The following is a 20,635-nucleotide window of genomic DNA, read 5'->3' as shown; positions in this document are numbered from 1 at the left end:
TGTAAAGTTTAAGTGGTAATACCTTAGTTTGTGCCTTAACATGCTTTCTTATAACCTTTTCAGTAATTCAGTAATTTTTAATAAAGCCTTCTTAAAACGGAACGTCATTGACGAAAAAAGCAAATAAGCACTACAAAAAAAAGAGGCTAAAGCCTCTTTTAGTAGATATTGGAACATGAGGGTAATAAGCACTTTCATTGCCATTCATAAATTTTCAGAACCGCATCCTGCAAACTATCATTAATGAATATCTGACAGGATAATCGAATATTTTTTTTCAACATAGCTGCTTTTTTCAATGTAGTCATTTCATTTCGTTGCAAGCCCTCCAACAAATTGGGTGCAGCTATTACTTCAATCATACAGGTACCGCATTTACCCATTCCCCTGCATTCTCCAAAATCTTCTACAATAAATTGATCTTCTAACAAATGCATCAGGTTTCTGTAAGCATTGGTATAGGTATGCACCTGCTTTGTTTCATTACCAAAATTTATATGAAAAGAAATGATATCGTTATGCATGAAAAGGTTTAAGCAATTCCTAACAATTTTTTACCCGTGTCTGTCATCATTTCAAAAGCCCACTTGGGTTCCCACACCAAATGAACCGTTACTTCATGATTTGGAAAGTCAACAGATAATACATTTTTTACGCCGAAAGTAATGGCATCACCCAAAGGACAATGCGGAGTAGATAAAGTCATTTCAATGGTAATATTGTTTTCGGAAAATGCAATATCATATATCAAACCCAAATCAACTATATTAATGAATAGTTCTGGATCAATTACCTGATATAATGCCTGCAATATTTTTGATTTTTCAGTATAAAATTGATCATTTATCGAAATTGTAATCATAATTTTTTTGTTTTATGTAATAAAATCGTGAATACATTCCACACAAATACAATAGCCATCAATAACCAAAGAATACTACCCGCCAACATCAAAATTTTTTCATTTAGCAATAGTCCGGCGCATAGCATTACCAGTGCAGCGATAAAAAAATAAAAATTTAGTTTTACAAAATTTTCATGATACAAATGTTTCGGCAATGGAACCTTTACTTTCCCATTCAAAGCTTTATAATGATCGTTCCATACAATAAACGGTAATGTTTTAAATGTTTGGCCTAAAATAATACCCGATAACCAACCCATTAAAATAAGTAACCCATATAATTGAATGCATGGCATACCCCAACCATGCATCAAAAAAGGGAGCAGAATTAGCGCTAGAAAAAGAAATAGAAATGAAAGTAAAGTAAACCGCATTTGAAAATCGAGTGGCTTTCGCACCCTACTTTTATAAGTAGCTAGAATATAAAATAACCAGCATAAAATACCTACAACAACCAATATGTAACTTATCCAAATGAAACCATTCCATAAACCCAATAGGGCTGCAATAATCAAAATAAGCAATCCGACATTTTGAAACCAAAATGCACCTTGCAAAAAACCATTGGGCCTATTTCTGCTCAATAAAAACATGGGTACCAGTTTAGAAGATACACCGGTAATTAATTGTAAAAACCAGCCTGCAAATCCAATATGCGCATGCATGGCAATCAATTTCAACTGACTTGAATTAAAAATTGGAAATACTAAATGGATAGCCAATAATAATCCGAAAATAGTGGTAACCAATAGCCAAAAAGCAGCACTTAGAACAAAACATTTTTGAATGGAATGCTTATTGCATGTTTTAGCAGTGCCCGTTGCGTTAATTGCATATAAAATTGCAGCTATTACAACCAATGAGCCGCCGGTAATCATCCAAAAACCGGTTAAAAAAAACCAAAAGGAAATGATGAGAATGATAACGCCGGGTAATAAAATAAAAAATGACAACAATGCCAGTACGTTACTAAATAAATTTCTTTCGCAAATTACAGGCAGTAACTGATACGAAGCGCCAAAAATTACCATAGTAACCCAACCCAAAGTTGTGGCATGAACAATTGCCAGAATATGCGGATGTAAAAATTGTACAATAACAATTTGATGAGAAAAAACAAGCAGGGCTGATAAGGTTAAGAAAAACAAACTCCCTACAGCATAAAATGGCAATACTGCATAACCTTTGGGTGCTTTAGCAATATTAATATCGGCCATAATTTTATTTTTTATGAATCAACATATTCACCTCAGTATCACTAATGCTGTGAATATGCACTATCCAGGATTGATCGGCCAGCGACTCCAACAAATACACAGGAATTCGCTTGTGATGTACCAATAAAATTTCATCATTCTTTAATTGTTCTAATTGAGAAAGTATTGCTTCCATAGGGCCGGGCATAGGTATTGAACGCACATCAATGGTAACAATTCTATGGGCAGTGTATTTATTGATGATTTGTTGAAAAGAATCAGTATCTTCCATAATAACAAAATCTTGTTGAGCTACTGCAACGTCTTTTTGCTTATCTACCTTCAGAAAATAAGTACGATACTCTGTATCAGATATAGTTTCGGTAAAAGACAATGCCTGATCTTTTTCTAATAAACGAATGAGTGGTACCGGAATAAATGAATTAATAATACAGAGAATGCTTTGCGGTGCCATACCTTTTAAACGTTGCATAATTTCTTTTAAAGGGTCGTTACCTGATTGTAGCATTGGCCGTACATCAAAAAAATGAATCTGCTCAATGGGTGTATGGATCAACCACTGGGGTTTTTCAACAGCGCTATTATTTGCAAGCGCATCAGTTGTTGATTCTTCAAAAACAAATCCGAGTGGTTGCAATGCTTTTTTAAAATCGTCAATGGTACAACCGCCCATTTTAGCAGCCTCAGCAATAGTAACTCTGGATGCCATTATTTTTCGCATCAATGGATTTCTTAATTTTTCCAAAGGCTTTGCCAAACTGGCAATGGCTTCGATTGCTGCTTTATTTTCTTGCAGAATTTTTGAAATTTTTGTATGTGAATCAATGGTATTCATAAATAATTTTTTTTATACACAGCTTGTTAGCAACTATCATTTTTGCTTCAGCCAGAAAACATCTGCATAATCATCTTCTGAATGCGCATTATGGAACGACGCCAATTTAATGTCTGCATTTGCCCAATCAGTTTCATTCATTTGTTGTTCAATTAAAGGAAATAAAATTCTTTCTTCAAATCGGGTATGTTGTTCAATCATTCAACAAGACTTTTGATGTGTTGAAATGATGTTTTCGTTGGACTAAAACATTGTTCAATTTGCATTTCAATATTTTTATGGTGCTAATAAGCAAACTTAATTTCAGGCATTGAAATATGACTAAACAATGTAACTTCCTCTTCACCAAAATGAAGTTTAAGATGGGTTTTCCGGAAATAATCAATATACTTTGCAAGACGCTCAACTGAAGTATGATTCTTTATGCCCTCTTTTAATTTTCAGCAAAACAAAAGAACAAAGTGATGCTCTTTAGACAATGGCACTAAATACTTTTTTAGTTGAATAGGTTTATTTGTCATATAGCATCACTTTAAATGGTTGAATAAATTAAGCTTGTTCTAATGCCAATGCTTTTGGAAAAAGAATATTATTTTCTAAATGAATGTGTAATAACAGATCAGATTCAAATTCCTTCATTTTATCAAACAAATAAGCATAGCTGTTGCAGGCATCTGTGGGAAGTGAATACTCATTGGTTAATTTTCTGAAAAACTTTAAATCTTCACCGGACACTTCATGTTCTGTAATCATCATTTTTATGGCTGCGGAAATTAAACCATCGGAAACGGTTACATTTTGATGATCTCTTTTTTTCTGAACCAATAATTTAATTTGAGGGAATAAAATTTTCTCTTCCTTTAACATGTGGCTATTCATATCACTTAAAAAAGCATGTGTTTTTTGAGAAAGTTCAAACAGCTCAGGATGATTAGTGCCATGGTGTTGGGCAACTTTATCGGCTAACTGGTCTATAATAGCAGATGCATCTTTTACATAACGGTGATGCGCTTGTACAATATAATCGGTCAAAAAATCAATTTCCCAGCTATTAAAATCCTGCGATGCTTTTTGAGTTTGATTTTCAACGGCCTCTAAAGCAGCTTTTACATCTACTTCAGCTACACCGGCCTCGGCAGCAGCTTCCTGAATTGTTTTATTCCCACCACAACAAAAATCAATTCCCATTTTTTTAAATACTTCTGCTTTACGCAGGTCTTTTGCTGCAATGGCGCCTACGGTATCTGATGGTGCAGCAGCAGGCTTTTTGGCTATTTTAACCTGCCACCATTGCGGGCCAGCTTCCAAATAATCCCAGGTAAAAATATTACCTCTTTCGCCTAATAACTGATAATAGAGCGGCTTGGGATCATGATCATTTAAAATTAAAAACGCCTCTCCTGCATTGAGTGCATCAAAATGCTGAAAAATGGTGGGATGTTTTAACCTTGGTGGTATTTGTGTTACATCTAAAGTTTGAATAGTACTCATAGTTGTGTTTTTAAAAAATGAATAATTATGGATGTTTAAAAAGAAAAACCTGAATGGAGAAATAAATCAACAAACCAATTTTAATGCATTCGGCACCAATGAAATAAATATGAAGTGATGAAGCGGGTAAACTATTTCCGGCAATAATAGCAGAAGCCCTTTTATCTAATTTTGGCAATAACCAAAAAGTTTCTAAAACTAAAATAACCAGTACAATAACAAAAGTGAAACACAGGTCGATTATAGCATGTAAATTGTTTTCGTTTACTGCAACGAACTGATAAATGAATACAACGGCAATAATGAAAGCCAGCGCCCATTCCACTTTATTAAGTGCGCTAAAAACCAATCGTCCAATCCCTAAACCAATAGGAAGTGTTACCCCCGGCGCCTTAAATTTAATCCAGGCCTCCATAAAACTGATGGCTCCGGTAAAACCAATCCAAATCAGTGCAGCAGATACCATTATATCATTTAACTTAGTCATTTTAAATATTTTAACTGTTTCAATCTCGAATTTGTGTAATGCATACACTTCTGAAACATTACATTAAAGGCTTTAATGTGTTTTTAGATAGATAATTGATCTTGCTTTCAAACATAACAGCCATTTTACCTGCCCGCCATTTAGCTTCGTCTGCTTTTATTCCTTCAAAATGAGTATCAATAGTTTCCATAAATAATGCTATCCAATGCTCAAAATGTTCGTGCTGCACCGGCAGGTTGGCATGCGGTAAAAATGGTGCACCGAAATAAGTATTTGCATCCAACAGAACTGTTTCCCAAAAGCGATACATCTTTTCTAAATGTTCGGGCCAATGGTTTTGAATAACGTTGTTAAAAATGGGTGCCAATAGTTCATCTTTTTGAACCTTATCGTAAAAACTATTTACTAAAACTTGAATATCCTGAAATGTTACTATGTCTTTTTTGGTGTGCATTGTGTAGTTATTAAAATGCCTTTTTATCTTTTATGATTGTAATTTTTTTAATGCGGTTTATTGCCGAATTGTTAAGTAACGTGCCAAATAAAATATTGCCCAGGCAATAAATGAGATGGTGATTACCCATACCCATGATGGTATACTTTTGGGAGATTCGCTGCCCACAATTAAAAATTCTTTTTGATTTCCTTTTCCATAGGCATTAATCATTAAGGGTAAAATACCATCTACTACAGCATTTTCCTTAATTCCTTCTACTTCAATGGCGGGGCCATTCCGTACAACAAAGGGCATAATTCGTATACCCTCCTTACCTGTAGGATCTTTACTTACAATACGAAGTACGTGATCCCCATCTACCAGTTTTCTGGTATCCAGTTCAAACCGTACAGGCGATTCAAAAGTTGCAATGGGCTGCACTTCATCATCAAGGAATACCGTAATAGTGCTTTTATCTTTCATGAATCATGCGTTTAAAATGATATAAATTGGCTGCAATAGATACTAAACATTTTTAATTTCAACAATTACAAATGTTTCAAAATCCATCTTTTTTAAATATCGTTTGTTTAATATGATTGGCATTGGTTTCTCCCGGTTTAATTAACCATTTTACCGAGTAATACAATGTAGCCAACACAATTATCATAGCAATGCTTACAATGAAATAATCCAAATTACCATCCGGGCCCGGGCCATGAGTAATTCCTTTTAAAAATGCGGACTGCTGTTCCTCACAGGCAGCGCATGCCCATACCTTACCGGTAAAATTGAGGAGAAGCAGAATAACGAAAAATATTTTTTTTATCATAACAAATAAATTTTGGTTATTACTTATTTTCAGTAGCAGAAGCTTTTGCCAAATCCACTAATTTTTTCACCTCATCGGCAGTTACGGTTTTGGCATTATTACCCCAGCTTGTTTTTTCATGATTCATGATGGCAGCAATTTCATCGGCAGAAAGATTATTATTAGTACCCACTGCAGGCATTGGGCCAAACCCCTCTTTTTCCCTTCCTGTATAACCATTCATAATAATATTGACCATTAAGGCAGCATTATCATCCAGCACTACTTTACTTCCCTTCAATGCAGGAAAAGCGCCGGGCAATCCCTCACCGTTAGCCTGATGGCAACTTTGACAATTGGCTGTATACAAGGTTTCTCCATTCAATACGGTAGCGCCGGTACTGGTACCTGTTTTTGCTTCAGATGCAGCCACTTGTTGCTTGTATAAAAAATCGGGAGAAGGGCTTCCATCGGGTAATTTAGTCTGTTTTAATGATTCGAGATAAGCCACCAATTGTAAAGCTTTGGGCGTAGCTACCACCTTACCTTTTCGACCATATAAAAAAGCATCCGGAACATTAACCACTACATCATTTTTAGCGGGTTGTTCTTTTATTTCAAATAACCAGGAATAAGCAGGCATTACAGATTCTTTTACTACAATTCTTGGATTATACAAATGCACCAGATTCCATTCTTTGCTGGGCTGGCGTAAGCCAATATTGGTTAAATCGGGCCCGGTTCGTTCAGTACCCATTAAAGTAGCAGTATTTACCCAAATACTCTGGCGATGTATTCCTGCATAATCAGCAGCAATGCTGGGGCGTTCACCCCAAACTTTATCCATAGCAATGTTTCGTACCTGTTGTGTATGGCAGGCAACACATCCGTTTGAAATAAATACTTCTTTGCCTTTAATGGCATCTTCAGACATCGGCGTGGCATTAGGCAATGGGGCATTGTTGTATTGATTGCGCCAGGCCGGCAAAATAGCAACCAATATTGTAAGGCCAATAAAGAATAAAGCCGCAGCTGAAAATAATTTCTTATGATTATCAAACAGTTCCATAATTGTATAGAATAAATAAATTAAATAATTGCTTGTGCTCCACTTTCACTTGAATTGTTTACAACTAACTTTTCCAAGGCCACCTCCGTTACATTCAATTCAACATTTCCTGAAAACATTTTATATAAGTTGTACGCAAACAGCAGATGTGAAAACCACATTAAACTTCCGCCAATAGCCCTCCACAACCAATAAGGCGCCATCATGACTACCGAATCAATAAATGGTTTTCCTTCTATCCACATATTCCCTTTTAATGTAGCCCCAATCATTAATGGTATGGTATAAAATAATAACCCCACCAAAGCAAACCAGAAATGTGCACCAATGGTAAGCTGTGGCGCCTCTTTTCCTGTTAGTCGCGGTACAACTGCATAAATACCAGCCCAAAGAAAAAAAGAAATGATACCATACATGGTTAAATGTGAATGTGCAACAGTAAAATCGGTAAAATGCCAGATTAGGTTAGAAGAACGAAAAGCCTCGGCCGTTCCCTGCATAGAACCCGAAAAATAAAAGATGATGCCTACCAGAAAGAAAGGCAAAGTATAACTATCAGATACCTTATACCATGCTCTTTTAAATGTCATTAAAAAGTTGGTGGTACCTGCAATTACCGGAATGGCCATACCTGCACTACCCACTATAGCAACAGTTTGCAACCACCAGGGTATAGCACTGAAAACAAAATGGTGTGTGCCAATTAACGTATAAAATAAAATCTGAGTCCAAAAAGCCAATATACCAAGGCTATAAGAATAGATGGGTCTATTCAGTTGTTGTGGCAAAAAATAATACACAATACCTAAAGTAAACAGCATAAACCACATACCCACGCCCTGGTGCATATAATAACCTTGTATGATGGTTTCGCCTAATGCATCCTGCCAAAAAGGAAGATATGCAACCATTGCAATGACCAACCCAAACATAATAGCGGAAACAATGTACCAGTTAGAAATATAAATTTCTTTGGTGGTGCGCCTGGCAATAGTTTGTAAAAAATTAATGAGGGTTAACACCAATCCTATTCCGAACAATGCCATTACCGGCCAAATATATTCACGATACTCGCCACCGGCATTATTAATGCCAGCCATTAAACAGAGTGAACCTAAAATAACTGCAGCATTAATAAAATAGAGCGTATACCATCCTTTTTTAAAACTGGCTAATGGTGCATTACTCACTTTTGGAACAATATAGTATCCTAAACCCAACATACCTAAAGAAGCCCATCCCCAAAATACCGAATTGGTGTGAACAGGTCTTAAACGCCCGAAACTTAACCAACTGATATGATCTGCATCTGGTGCTACAAATTTTATTCCGATGTACTCCCCTATTGTTGTTCCAAAAATTAGCCAAAAAGCGGCACAACCAATATACCATAATACCAATTTAGATAAAGCAGGGTCAATATTAGGGCGTTTCAAAGCACGTTTCTTTGCTGCGGCAATTGGCAATTCAGTCTGATCAGGATCAGTTTGTATCAATCCACGTTTATCTAACGGCGGGGCATTGCCTGATAATTCATTATTATGAAGTGAAAAATCTAAAGCAGCTTTTCTTTGCATCAATGCTGCATCTAAATTCACATCATCTTTTTGCTGCAGATACTCCGCCAGTTTTTCAGCTTCTGTAATTTTTAAATTATTTCGATATCGCTTTAAAACATTCATCACTTTTACAATCATAATAATAATCCCCAATAAAATGGGTGTTAAAATTAGAATTGTGGTGATGACAATTCCGGCCTCTCCGGTTACAGTTTGAGCCGGGTCCTGCGCCAATAATTGTTGTGCAAAAAACAGAAACACTAAGAACAAAAACATCTTTCCTGCAGTACCCACCCCACTATTTCCATTTTGATGATTGTTACGCTTTCTTTTTTGCTTCCATAAAAAATATTGATCAATCTGCTCAGCTGTAAACCGACTGATATAAGTGGATATGTTTTGTTCAATATTTTCCTGATCAGACTGAAGTTGTTCTTTATTCATTTCCTTTACTTTTAACTGAAGTACAAAGGCTGCCAGTAATATCAGAATTAACAATGTAATAATGATGAGCATGATTCCTGTAATGGATTGAAAACTAAATGAACTGGGTATACCATCCTGTGCAAATACATGGTTCAAAGGAAAAGCAACCAACAGCAATATTGCACCAATTAGAAGAAGGCTAAATTTTTTAAACATAAAAATATATTAAGAGGTTTTTATCTTTTATTAAAGCAAAAAAATTATCTTTTTAAAACGGCCAGCTTTTTTTCCAACAATTCATTAAACTCACCCAGTCTGGCACGTTGCAATAACTCAAAAATTTCAGCGCGTATTTTCTTAAAATCGTTATGAATAGGACATGGCGATTTTTCAGAACATTGTTTTAAACCCAATCCGCATCCGTTAAAAATTTTATCGCCATCTATTGCTTTCACTACATCGGCTAGTGTATATTGCAAATTACTTTCATCTAAATAAAACCCGCCAGTTGGGCCTTTTAAAGATTGTATTAAACCCTTTCTGCTCAAGTCTTGCAATATTTTCCCTAAAAAATATTCCGGAGAGCCAATGCCTTTAGCAATATCTTTAATACTCACCTTTATGCCGTGTTTAGACTTTTGTGCAATATATAAAATTGCCCGGATAGCGTATTCACATGTTTTTGAAAACATATTCATGGTTTGTGGGCACAAAAATAATATAAAATTAGAAATAAAGGAGTTTTTTATCTTTTATTAATAAAAATTTCTTTTTTCAACAATCAGATGTTTTTAAAAAAAGCTAAACAAAAAAGAAATGTAATGCCTTCCATAGTGTGATAATACTGGTTATCATGACCATTATACCAACCGCTACATACATTTTTTTGACAGGCAACCTCCCGGCCAATTTTGCGGCTACAGGTGCTGCCAAAACACCACCAATAATTAAACCGGCTACATCAAACAATGGAATATGTTTTAATACAATAAAAAAAGTAAGTGCGCTGGCAAATACAACAAAAAATTCAGCCAAACAAACCGAACCAATTACATAACGCGGATTTTTACGTTTTGAAATTAATGTACTGGTTACCAAAGTTCCCCAACCACCGCCGGCAAAAGCATCGGTAAATCCGCCAATACCCGCCAGCCAACCGGCACGGTTTACTTTATTGCCATTACGTTGTGCAGCAAATGCCTTGCGTATTATATGATATCCCAGAAATAAAGTGTAAAATGATAATGGAATTTTGATATAAAAAGCATATTGCTGCATCATACTTGCCAATGTGGCTCCCAATACAGCACCAAACATGCCCGGCACCACTAAACTTTTAAACAATTTTTTATTAATGTTACCAAACCGATGGTGCTGATAACCTGATACCCCACTTGAAAAAACTCTGGCAGCATGCACCCTGCTGCTTACAATAGCAGGATTAACACCATTGGCTAATAAAATTGTAGTGGAAATGGTTCCATAGCCCATCCCCAAAGAACCATCAACCAATTGTGCAATAAAACCTGTCAACAACATTATCGTAAATACTGGCCAATCCATCAATTCTATAAAACTGTTCAACCCGGCACGCCAGCTAAATGCAGGGATTAAAGAAAGAATGGTATGACCAAAGATCATGCATACAAAAGCAAACAAACACCATTTTACAATTTGTTGCCATTTTTTTTCCCTGGGGGTCTGCAATTTTATATCGTTCAATTGCATATTTTTTGCAACCAATGTTTGTGTAAGCTGATTGAGGTGCTTTACCTTATCAGCAAAATTTCCAGTCAATTGATTTCTAATGTGTTGCATATTATACAGCAAGGCATCTACGTCATCCGGTATTATTACATACAATAGTTCTTTTAATCGTTTTGCAATGGTAGGCGATTTACCATTGGTTGAAATGGCAATTTTTAAATTACCTTTTTGCACCACTGAACTCAGATAAAAATCACATAGTGCAGGTTTATCAGCTACATTCACCAACAAATTCATTGCATGCGCATCTGCCCGAATGGTCGCAGCCAACTCAATATTATTTACTGCAACAAACACCAATTGTTGATTTTTTAAGAAAGAAGGTTCATATTTCTGTTGTACAATAGTAATATGCGTATTAACTGCAGCAATTGCATAAATTGCCGGTTTAATTTCGATAGCTACAATTGTAATAGGTGTAGCAGGGGCATTTTGTACAATACTTTGCAGTTTTTCCATGGCAATATTTCCACCACCTACTATCAATACAGCCATTGTTTCTAATTTGAAAAATACGGGAAACAAATTGTTCTGCTCAGTACTGTTTGCATTTGCAGGAACTACCTCTAAATACGGTTGTATAATATTGGCATTCATGGCTTTGAATGGAATTCGTGATAAATATTGAATCGAATAATATGTTGGTTATCTCTATAATCCAACGCACCGACAGATTTATATTGGCATTGGTACATATATTGCAATTGACAGCTCAATGTTTTATGATGCATATAATAAATACCTGAAAAAATTCTCAACACATCCACAACATTGGTTTTATTGGCAACCAACATACATTCAGTACCGATTTCTACAACATAAATTGGTGAAACAGGAAATGCAACTGCCATTTTATTTCGCAATCTGCTGGCATAAACAAAAGATTGTGTGCCATCTACAGCTTTTTTTTGTAACCATCTTTCTTCCAAACGAGTTCTGTTCGTGAGGGTGAAGTGATTGATTGGAATTTGAAAAGCATTTTCCTGCCATAATCTATATTCATCTAAATAAATATTTTCAAGATGTAACTGACCGGCAGATTTAAAATAGGCAGCCCCGGTTGTAATTGTCCATGTCGGTGTGATTGAATAGGCAATCCCAGATCGTATGAGCATTTGCGATAATTGCGAAAACCCGTATTTGGAGCGCAACTGCATATCGCCGGAAATTTTCCATTTTTCAGAAACGGGTACTGAAAAAAAATAACCGGCCCAAACAGCGGAAGTACTTGTATTCACAGATTGTGCTGCAACACTGCAAAAAAAACCTGAAAATGAGATAGTATATATGATTTGCCTGATCAAAGCAAAAAATTTTAGGTATTAAAAAAATAATTATTCGCAAAATCACCAAAACGTTCACCTGATTTTCGATTCAATTTAAATTGCCGAAAGCAGTTATCTAAAGTTACAAGAATGGTTGCTTCTTCTAAATTTTCACGATATAGTTTATTGAGTCTGTATCCTTCATAATCGCCACCAAGATATAAGTTGTATTTACCGTATGCAGTGCCTATCAAACCAATTTCAGCTGCATATGAACGGGCACAACCATTGGGGCAACCGGTCATTCTAATAATAATCGCTTCTTGCTCTAATTCGTATTTTTTTAACAGCAATTCAATTTTAGTTAACAAATTGGGTAAATAGCGTTGTGCTTCTGCCAGAGCTAAAGGGCAGGTAGGAAATGCTACACAAGCCATTGACCGTTGCCTGACAGGTGAAGTAGACTCATTTTGAGTGATAATACCATATTCAGTTAAGATAGATGCAACTTTTGACTGATGTTGGGGGGCAATATCGCTGATAATTACATTTTGATTACAGGTAAACCGAAAATTTGCAATACCTGCCTGTGCAATTTTTAATAAAGCAGTTTTTAATTGAACGTGGGGGGTATCTGTAATTCTGCCATTTTCAATAAAAACAGTATAATACCATTTACCAACGTGGTTTTGATGCCATCCTAACTGATCGGCTCTTTCTACAAATTGATAGGGTTTTTCGGTTTCAAATGTATATCCGCTTCTGGCTTCAATTTCCTTTTTAAACCAATCTATACCATATTTATCAACGGTATATTTTAAACGTGCAAATTTTCTGTCAGCCCTGTTACCATAATCGCGTTGTATGGCTGCCACAGCATAAACTGTTTTTAAAACATTTTCCTCGCCCTGCACAAATCCAATCACCGTTGCTAATCTCGGATAAGTATCTGAATTACCATGTGTAGATGCCAGACCGCCTCCAATGGCTATATTAAATCCTATAAGCACATTATTTTCAATAATCGCAATTAAACCAATATCATTTGCAAAAACATCCACATCATTATTCGGTGGAATTGCAATGGCAATTTTAAACTTACGGGGCAAGTATCTGTCTTGGTACAAATCATCCTTTTCTGCTTCCGGTTCATATATTATTTGATCATCCAGCCATATCTCTGCATATCCTTTGGTTTTAGGAAGCAACCTGGCGCAGATTTTATCTGCAATGGCAAATACTTGTTCATGCACAGGTGAATAAGCAGGATGTGCACTGCACAATACATTCCTGTTAATATCTCCACAAGTGGCAATGGTTGTTAAGTCAGCATGATGAAATGCCTGCAATGTTGGTTTAATATTGGCTTTAATAATACCGTGCAATTGTATGGTTTGCCTGCTGGTTATTTTTATAACACCGGTACTATACGTACCGGCGGCATGATGTATGGCCACCCATTGCTGTGGCAACATAAAACCACCCGTTAATCGCAAACGAACCATGAATGTATACAAACGTTCCAATTTTTTTTCGGCGCGTTCTTCTCTTCTGTCCCGATCATCCTGTTGATACATTCCATGAAATTTGATGAGGGCCTGATCATCTTCCCGAATGGCACCCGTATGTTCATCCTGCAAGCTTTCAGCAAGGGTACCACGTAATCCGCGACTTGCCATTTTAATTTTTTCGATATTGGAAAGTTTAATATTATCTGACATACAAACAATTTTGTTTTTTAAAAATTAGTATACTTCCTTTACAAACCTGCCTTCATTTTTTAGCTGTTGAAAAAAAGCAACTGCATTTGAATATTTTCCTGAAGTTGCAATCATGTCAATAATTGCCTGATCTAGTTTTGCACCTGTAAAATCTTTTTCTCCACTTACAAAAACATAGGCACCCTGTTCTATCCATTGCATAAAAGTGGCTGCATGATGCTGTAACTTTTCTACTAATGTTGCAGGTTGCATTACATTATGTTGGAAGCAAAGATGTAACTGATGTATATGCCCTGTTGCATACCAATCTTGAATTTCGGTTTGATATAAAAAGTCAGTAGTGAAATTGTCTTCTTCAAAAATTAACCAGTTTTTTCCTTCTGCACCTGCATTATCGCGTTGCAAAAGAAAAGAACGAAAAGGTGCAATACCTGTTCCATGCGCTATCATTATTATGGGCACATCATCCTGTGGCAATTTGAAGCGTTTGTTTTTTTGCACAAAAAAATGAATGGGTGATTGGAGGGGCATTTCAGATAAATAATGTGAGCACAAACCATTTTTTTCAGCCTCATTTATATAAAATCTTTCCAGATTTATGGTTAAATGAATGGCATTTTCATTTGCAATAGGGGAAGAAGCAATGGTATACAATCTGGGCGATTGCGCCTGCAATAATGCTATGAATGGTTCTAATTGAGATTGAGTTTTTAATGGATAAATTTTTAATAGATCCAATAAATCCATTCTGGTTCCAGGAATATCCTGCTCAGTTAATGCTGCATATTTTTTTATTATCTTTTCAGATAAGTTCAAAATATTTAATTTTTTGCTCAACAATGTATCGATAGCATAGGACTCATCTTTATATAAAAATTTTTTTTCCGGATGTACCTGAAGTAAGTGTAAAATTTCATCCACAACATGAGCAGGATTTTCAGGATAAACACCAATGGAATCTCCCGGCTGATAATCAACTGAATCTGCCGCAATTTCAATATGAAATGTTTGTTTACAAGAACCTTTATCGTTCAATACTATTTTTTTATCAATCAGTCCGCTATAAGTTTGTTTTGCTGTTTTGGATACAATTGCAACGTTTTTAGATGCTGCATTATTAGATGCTGGAAAATTGTTGGTTAGCAATTTTTCAATGAGCCCATTAAACCAGTTATTGGCATCCGCTTCATAATCCACATCACATTTAGCCAGTTCATGAATTCTTTTTGCGCCTAACCTATTCAATTGCATATCCACATCTTCACCCGTTTTACAAAACAAAGGATAGCTGCTATCACCCAAACCAAGCACTGCATATTGCAAATGATTTAAGTTAATTTGTATTTGATGCAAATATTCATAAAATGAAAGTGCAGCAGCAGGTGGCTCTCCATCGCCCTGAGTGCTAATAACTACTACCAATAGAGATTCTTTTTCAAGATCTTTAGGTGTATATTGATCCAATCCAATTAATTTAACCAAACATTTTTTTTGTTTAGCCAGCGAAGCAAACTGTGTGGCCAATTGTTTGGCATTACCGGTTTCGGTTCCATACACAATGGTTAATTTAGGCTTAACGTTTGTAGCAGGTAAAGTGGCCACTTCTGTTGTATCCTGTTGAATAATTCCGGCAATATATCCGTTTATCCATATAAGCTCTTCTTTACTGGAACTTTGAACCAGATCGATAATTGTTTTCAGTTTAGGTGCGGCTAACATAAGGTTGCATTAATTCATGATGTAAATAAGATTCGGCAGTGCCGGTAACGGATGGAAAATAAAGCTCATGTTGTGGATTACTACTTTTAACCCAATTGAATTGATGGCTTAATGATGCCACTTTCCCAATAATTACCAATGAAGGGGAAAGAAATTGCATGGAACCAAATTGCAATAAAAAATTACGAACAGGAGCACTATACACCTGCTGCATAGGGGTAGTTGCCTGTTCAATAACGGATATCCATTTATGTTCATCAATACCAGACTGCCGTAAATGTTCAATTAAAGGTTCTAAAGTTTCAGATGACATATACCAAACCAAAGTATCATCTGTTTTGGCCAAATCGTGCCAATAGGAATCAGGAATTAAATTTGTTTTATAGTAAGTCAAAAAGCGGACTGCAGTGGCATAATTACGAGCTGTTAATGGAATACCTGCATAAGCCGCAGCACCCGAAGCGGCTGTAATACCCGGAACAATTTCAAAAGGGATGGAATATTTTTTCAAAATTTCCAACTCATCTAATACATTCGAAAAGAAAGACACATCTCCTCCTTTTAATCGAACCACCAATGGTTGTGAAGTTGCATACTGCACTAGCAAAGCATTGATGGTTTCCTGCGAAGTGGATAAGCCATATCGGCATTGCTTACCTACCGGGATGATGGTTGCATGTGGATTTACATAACGTTCCAGTATGGCTTCACTTACCAACCTGTCTACCAATACCACATTGGCCTGTTGTAAAAATTGAACCGCTTTTATAGTAACTAAGTCTGGATCTCCCGGTCCTGCACCAATGATGATTACTTTTCCTTTGTATGTAGTTTTCATTAGTCTACTTTTTTAGTAGGATAAAATATCAAAAAATTATCTCTAATAAGATTAGAGATAAAAATGTTTTTAAAACAATCCTTCAACAGATAAATAACGTTCGCCTGTATCGTAATTAAAAGTAAGGATTACATTATTTTCCGGAATGTCAGATAGTTGTTGTGCAATGGCTGCTAATGATGCACCTGTAGAAATACCTGCCAATATACCTTCTTTCTTTGCCAATTTTTGCGTATAATGAAAAGCATCATCTTTACTTACTTTAATGGCACCATCTAATAATTTAACATTCAGAATAGATGGAATAAAACCTGCACCAAGCCCTTGTAAAGGATGTGGCCCCGGTGCACCACCACTGATGACAGGTGATAATTCAGGTTCAACAGCAAAAATTTTGATGGAGGGCCATTTTTCTTTCAAAACTTCTGCAACACCGGTAATATGTCCACCAGTACCTACACCCGTTATCAAATAATCAATTCCATCCGGAAAATCAGCCACAATTTCATGTGCAGTAGTTTGATGGTGAATTTTCGTATTCGCCTGATTATCGAATTGCTGGGGCATCCAGGCATTATGATTATCATATACCATTTCGTTCGCTTTTTCTATAGCCCCCTTCATGCCTTTTTCACGAGGCGTCAACACAAATTCGGCTCCGTATAATGCCATTAATTTCCGGCGCTCAACACTCATGCTTTCGGGCATTACTAAAATAACTTTGTATCCTTTTACAGCAGCAACCATAGCAAGACCAATACCTGTATTGCCGGAAGTAGGTTCCACGATAATACTATCTGGATGCAGTAATCCTTTTTTTTCTGCATCTTCAATCATAGCCAATGCAATCCGGTCTTTAATACTTCCACCCGGATTCATTCTTTCCAATTTCATCCATACCTGATGTCGGGTTCCAAAAATTTTTTTTAACTGAACATGTGGTGTATTTCCAATAGTTGCTAATATATTGTCTGCCTTCATGATATGATGTATTAATTTAAATTACAAAATTGAGTGGTTCGGGAAATGGATTATTGTCTCTTACTTTAATTTCACTTTTGTGATACACTACCGAATATGGCTCTACACTATAGGTTAACCAAACATTGCCACCTATAATACTATCATGGCCAATAATGGTATCACCACCTAAAATGGTTGCACCAGAATATATCACAACATTATCTTCAATAGTAGGATGCCTTTTGGTGGCAGCATCTTTTTTATCAACACTTAACGCACCAAGCGTAACCCCTTGATATAATTTAACATGATTACCCAGCACACTGGTTTCGCCAATTACCACACCGGTACCATGGTCAATGGAAAAAGCATGGCCAATTTGTGCACCGGGATGAATATCAATTCCGGTTTTACTATGGGCGTACTCTGTAAACATTCTTCCTAAAATCTTTAAATTCAAATGCCATAATACATGCGAAAAACGGTAAACTGCTGTAGCAAAAAAACCGGGATAGGCTACTAATACTTCTTCCAACGTTTGTGCAGCGGGATCCGATTGTAAAATGGCATGTGCATCTTCTAATAATGCATCATACACATTCGGCAATTGTTCAAAAAAGCGGTAAATAATTGCATCTGCTGGCAATTCTTCCTGAATAAATCCTTTAATCATACTTTGAAAGCGTACCCTTAAATCTGCATAATCGCGTTGTATCGCCAACAATCCACCCTCTCCATTATTTTTTGGAATGAACAATAATTGAAATAAATCAGATACAAAACTTTCGGTTGCTGCTTTATCGGGAAAAACCTGAAAACATTTGTCGTTGCGCAGATATAACTTTTCTAAAAATAATGTTTCATCCATAATTGTATACAACATCTGGTTTTCAATAAAGTTTCCTACAACATTTTTGTAATAGATTCGTCTGTATTTTCCTTTTTACTGTAACATACAGGCACCTACTGTAACATTGGTTGCTTCATCAATTAATATAGCACCTCCATTTGCGCTAAGTGTGTTATAACTATCAAAAGCCAGTGGTGATGCTGTTTTCAGAACAATTTTAGCAATTTCGTTCAGTCCAATGTATGATACATTGTTTTTTTGTTCCAATGTATTTACATCTAAAGCATACTGTATTTCGCAAACCATACATTTTACCATTGTACTGTTTATCTGAAGCCAATAACGGTTTCCTTTTTGCAATGGTTTTGCATCCATCCAGCAAATTAAAGTTGTAATTTCTTTAGAAACAGTTGGTAACTGATGTGAAGGAACAATCAAATTTCCTCTGCTTACATCAATATCGTCTTTCAAATGTAACACAATACTTTGTGGTGCAAAAGCTTCGTTCACTTTTGTACCATTGTGTTCAATATAATCGATGGTGGTGGTGAGTCCTTCCGGAAGCACCGTTACGGCATCACCCTGCTTGAGTACTCCACTAATTAATTTGCCTGCATAACCGCGATAGTCGTGCCATTCAGGGCTTTGTGGCCGTATAACATATTGAACAGGAAAGCGGGTTATGTTCAAATTTACATCCTGATGAATGGAGATATTTTCTAAAAGTGATAATAAAGACGGCCCATCATACCAGCTTAATAATTCTGATTTTTCAACAATATTATCGCCATTCAAGGCACTGATAGGTAAATAAGTAATATTGTTTAATCCTAATGACTCAGCTACTGCGGCATAATCTATTACAATGTTATTGAAGGTATCTTCTGAATAATCCACCATATCCATTTTATTAATGGCAATAATGACATGCGGAATTTTTAACAATGCAGCAATGATGGAATGACGTTTGGTTTGCTCTACTACCCCATTACGAGCATCAATGAGAATGATAATCAAATTCGCATTCGATGCCCCTGTAACCATGTTGCGGGTATACTGCACATGGCCGGGTGCATCTGCAATAATGAACTTTCTTGCAGGTGTTGAAAAATATTTATACGCCACATCAATGGTAATACCTTGCTCTCTTTCTGCTCTTAATCCATCTGTCAATAATGCCAAATCAATCTCACCCAATGCTTTGTGTTTGGTTTGTTGCTGAATGGCAGTTAAATGATCAATCATAATAGATTTACTATCATATAACAATCGACCAATTAATGTACTTTTACCATCATCCACACTACCTGCAGTAATAAATCTCAGAATATCCATAAATTATTTTTATTATATTATTAAAAATATCCATTTTTTTTCCGGTCTTCCATTGCAGCTTCAGAAACCTTATCATCAATTCTGGTTTCACCACGTTCACTGGTTTTGGTGGCAATAATTTCTGCAATAATATCATCAATATTGGTGGCAGTTGATTCAATTGCGGCAGTACATGACATATCTCCAACTGTTCTATAACGTACTTGCTTTGTTGTGATACAATCATCTTCTGCAATTTGAATAAAGGGTGAAACTGCAACCAATTGTCCTTCATACTCAATTACTTCACGCTGATGTGCAAAATAGATAGAAGGCAATGCTATCTGATGCCGCTTTATATAATTCCAGATATCTAACTCTGTCCAATTGCTAATGGGAAATACCCGAACATTTTCACCTTTATGAATTTTACCATTGTAGATATTCCATAACTCGGGACGTTGCAGTTTGGGATCCCACTGCCCAAATTCATCCCGCACAGAAAAAATTCTTTCTTTGGCACGTGCTTTTTCTTCATCGCGGCGTGCACCGCCAATACATGCATCAAACTTAAATTCTTCAATAGCATCTAAAAGTGTAAAGGTTTGCAATGCATTTCTGCTGGCAAATTTTCCTTTAGGTTCAGGTAAATTTTTAGAACGCATGGTATCTTCCACCTTTCTAACAATTAATTGCTCACCTATTTCATGCACCAATGCATCTCTAAATTGTAATACTTCCGGAAAATTATGTCCGGTATCAATATGTAATAAAGGAAAGGGAAAATTGCCCGGCCTGAATGCTCTTAAAGCCAGGTGAACTAAAGTAATGGAATCCTTCCCCCCACTAAATAATAATACCGGTTTCTCGAACTGACCGGCAACTTCCCTAAAAATATGAATAGCTTCCGATTCTAATTGGTCTAAATGATCTAAATGATATTTTTCCATAACAACTACTTTA

22 protein-coding genes are annotated in these 20,635 nt (G+C 36.0%); all 22 read right to left on the bottom strand.

Features of this window, described 5'->3' with window-relative positions; translation table 11 throughout:
* Window positions 1-194: 194 nt before the first annotated feature.
* Window positions 195-524 carry a 2Fe-2S iron-sulfur cluster-binding protein gene (locus tag EO766_RS05240; RefSeq protein WP_074420976.1) on the bottom strand — a complete coding sequence of 110 codons (330 nt, stop codon included), beginning with the start codon at window positions 522-524 and terminating at the stop codon, window positions 195-197.
* An 8-nt stretch (window positions 525-532) separates the two neighbouring features.
* On the bottom strand, window positions 533-862 hold the full coding sequence (locus EO766_RS05235) for a metal-sulfur cluster assembly factor (RefSeq protein ID WP_074420975.1): 330 nt from the start codon (window positions 860-862) through the stop codon (window positions 533-535).
* A complete protein-coding gene (locus tag EO766_RS05230; RefSeq protein ID WP_074420974.1) occupies window positions 859-2,121 on the bottom strand; it encodes a hypothetical protein in 1,263 nt (420 codons plus the stop codon). The genes EO766_RS05235 and EO766_RS05230 overlap by 4 nt, the downstream gene beginning before the upstream one ends.
* A 4-nt stretch (window positions 2,122-2,125) precedes the next feature.
* A complete protein-coding gene (locus EO766_RS05225; RefSeq protein ID WP_074417774.1) occupies window positions 2,126-2,956 on the bottom strand; it encodes a DUF2249 domain-containing protein in 831 nt (276 codons plus the stop codon).
* A 36-nt stretch (window positions 2,957-2,992) separates the two neighbouring features.
* Window positions 2,993-3,157: a hypothetical protein gene (locus tag EO766_RS05220; protein ID WP_179853779.1), complete on the bottom strand. Its 165-nt coding sequence runs from the start codon at window positions 3,155-3,157 to the stop codon at window positions 2,993-2,995.
* Window positions 3,158-3,505: 348 nt separating this feature from the next.
* Window positions 3,506-4,447, bottom strand: a complete 942-nt coding sequence (gene ric / locus EO766_RS05215) for an iron-sulfur cluster repair di-iron protein (RefSeq protein WP_074420514.1) — start codon at window positions 4,445-4,447, stop codon at window positions 3,506-3,508.
* Between the two features lie 25 nt (window positions 4,448-4,472).
* The gene (locus EO766_RS05210) at window positions 4,473-4,934 is read right to left on the bottom strand and encodes a hypothetical protein (RefSeq protein ID WP_074417771.1); all 462 of its coding nucleotides are present in this window, start codon (window positions 4,932-4,934) and stop codon (window positions 4,473-4,475) included.
* Between the two features lie 58 nt (window positions 4,935-4,992).
* Window positions 4,993-5,388: a group III truncated hemoglobin gene (locus EO766_RS05205; protein WP_074419709.1), complete on the bottom strand. Its 396-nt coding sequence runs from the start codon at window positions 5,386-5,388 to the stop codon at window positions 4,993-4,995.
* 57 nt (window positions 5,389-5,445) lie between these two features.
* Window positions 5,446-5,853: a cytochrome C gene (locus tag EO766_RS05200; protein WP_074417769.1), complete on the bottom strand. Its 408-nt coding sequence runs from the start codon at window positions 5,851-5,853 to the stop codon at window positions 5,446-5,448.
* 76 nt (window positions 5,854-5,929) lie between these two features.
* Window positions 5,930-6,202: a hypothetical protein gene (locus EO766_RS05195; protein ID WP_074419708.1), complete on the bottom strand. Its 273-nt coding sequence runs from the start codon at window positions 6,200-6,202 to the stop codon at window positions 5,930-5,932.
* A gap of 19 nt (window positions 6,203-6,221) precedes the next feature.
* Complete coding sequence (locus EO766_RS05190) at window positions 6,222-7,250, bottom strand: cbb3-type cytochrome c oxidase subunit II (RefSeq protein WP_074420513.1); 1,029 nt, start codon at window positions 7,248-7,250, stop codon at window positions 6,222-6,224.
* Window positions 7,251-7,270: 20 nt separating this feature from the next.
* Window positions 7,271-9,451 carry a cbb3-type cytochrome c oxidase subunit I gene (locus EO766_RS05185; RefSeq protein ID WP_074420973.1) on the bottom strand — a complete coding sequence of 727 codons (2,181 nt, stop codon included), beginning with the start codon at window positions 9,449-9,451 and terminating at the stop codon, window positions 7,271-7,273.
* A 44-nt stretch (window positions 9,452-9,495) separates the two neighbouring features.
* Entirely contained in the window at window positions 9,496-9,927 is a 432-nt protein-coding gene (locus EO766_RS05180) for an RrF2 family transcriptional regulator (protein WP_074420116.1), read from the bottom strand.
* Window positions 9,928-10,036: 109 nt separating this feature from the next.
* Entirely contained in the window at window positions 10,037-11,599 is a 1,563-nt protein-coding gene (locus tag EO766_RS05175; RefSeq protein ID WP_074420115.1) for a TSUP family transporter, read from the bottom strand.
* The gene (locus EO766_RS05170) at window positions 11,596-12,240 is read right to left on the bottom strand and encodes a DUF2490 domain-containing protein (protein WP_074420114.1); all 645 of its coding nucleotides are present in this window, start codon (window positions 12,238-12,240) and stop codon (window positions 11,596-11,598) included. Before EO766_RS05170 ends, EO766_RS05175 begins: the two co-directional genes overlap by 4 nt.
* A gap of 77 nt (window positions 12,241-12,317) precedes the next feature.
* On the bottom strand, window positions 12,318-13,988 hold the full coding sequence (locus tag EO766_RS05165; protein ID WP_074420113.1) for an NADPH-dependent assimilatory sulfite reductase hemoprotein subunit: 1,671 nt from the start codon (window positions 13,986-13,988) through the stop codon (window positions 12,318-12,320).
* A gap of 24 nt (window positions 13,989-14,012) precedes the next feature.
* Window positions 14,013-15,707 carry a diflavin oxidoreductase gene (locus tag EO766_RS05160; RefSeq protein WP_074420112.1) on the bottom strand — a complete coding sequence of 565 codons (1,695 nt, stop codon included), beginning with the start codon at window positions 15,705-15,707 and terminating at the stop codon, window positions 14,013-14,015.
* Window positions 15,691-16,545 (bottom strand): uroporphyrinogen-III C-methyltransferase, encoded by an 855-nt coding sequence (cobA, locus tag EO766_RS05155; protein WP_074420111.1) that lies wholly within the window; start codon window positions 16,543-16,545, stop codon window positions 15,691-15,693. Before cobA ends, EO766_RS05160 begins: the two co-directional genes overlap by 17 nt.
* A gap of 69 nt (window positions 16,546-16,614) precedes the next feature.
* Window positions 16,615-17,526 carry a cysteine synthase A gene (gene cysK, locus EO766_RS05150; protein WP_074420110.1) on the bottom strand — a complete coding sequence of 304 codons (912 nt, stop codon included), beginning with the start codon at window positions 17,524-17,526 and terminating at the stop codon, window positions 16,615-16,617.
* Window positions 17,527-17,542: 16 nt separating this feature from the next.
* A complete protein-coding gene (locus EO766_RS05145) occupies window positions 17,543-18,391 on the bottom strand; it encodes a serine O-acetyltransferase (protein WP_228733122.1) in 849 nt (282 codons plus the stop codon).
* Window positions 18,392-18,451: 60 nt separating this feature from the next.
* Window positions 18,452-19,693: a sulfate adenylyltransferase subunit 1 gene (locus EO766_RS05140; protein WP_074420108.1), complete on the bottom strand. Its 1,242-nt coding sequence runs from the start codon at window positions 19,691-19,693 to the stop codon at window positions 18,452-18,454.
* Window positions 19,694-19,713: 20 nt separating this feature from the next.
* Window positions 19,714-20,622 (bottom strand): sulfate adenylyltransferase subunit CysD, encoded by a 909-nt coding sequence (cysD, locus tag EO766_RS05135; protein ID WP_074420107.1) that lies wholly within the window; start codon window positions 20,620-20,622, stop codon window positions 19,714-19,716.
* Between the last annotated feature and the right edge of the window lie 13 nt (window positions 20,623-20,635).

The organism is Hydrotalea sp. AMD, from assembly GCF_004100315.1.
GTDB classification, from domain to species: Bacteria; Bacteroidota; Bacteroidia; order Chitinophagales; family Chitinophagaceae; genus Hydrotalea; species Hydrotalea flava.
This window is presented reverse-complemented; position numbering and strand designations above follow the sequence as displayed.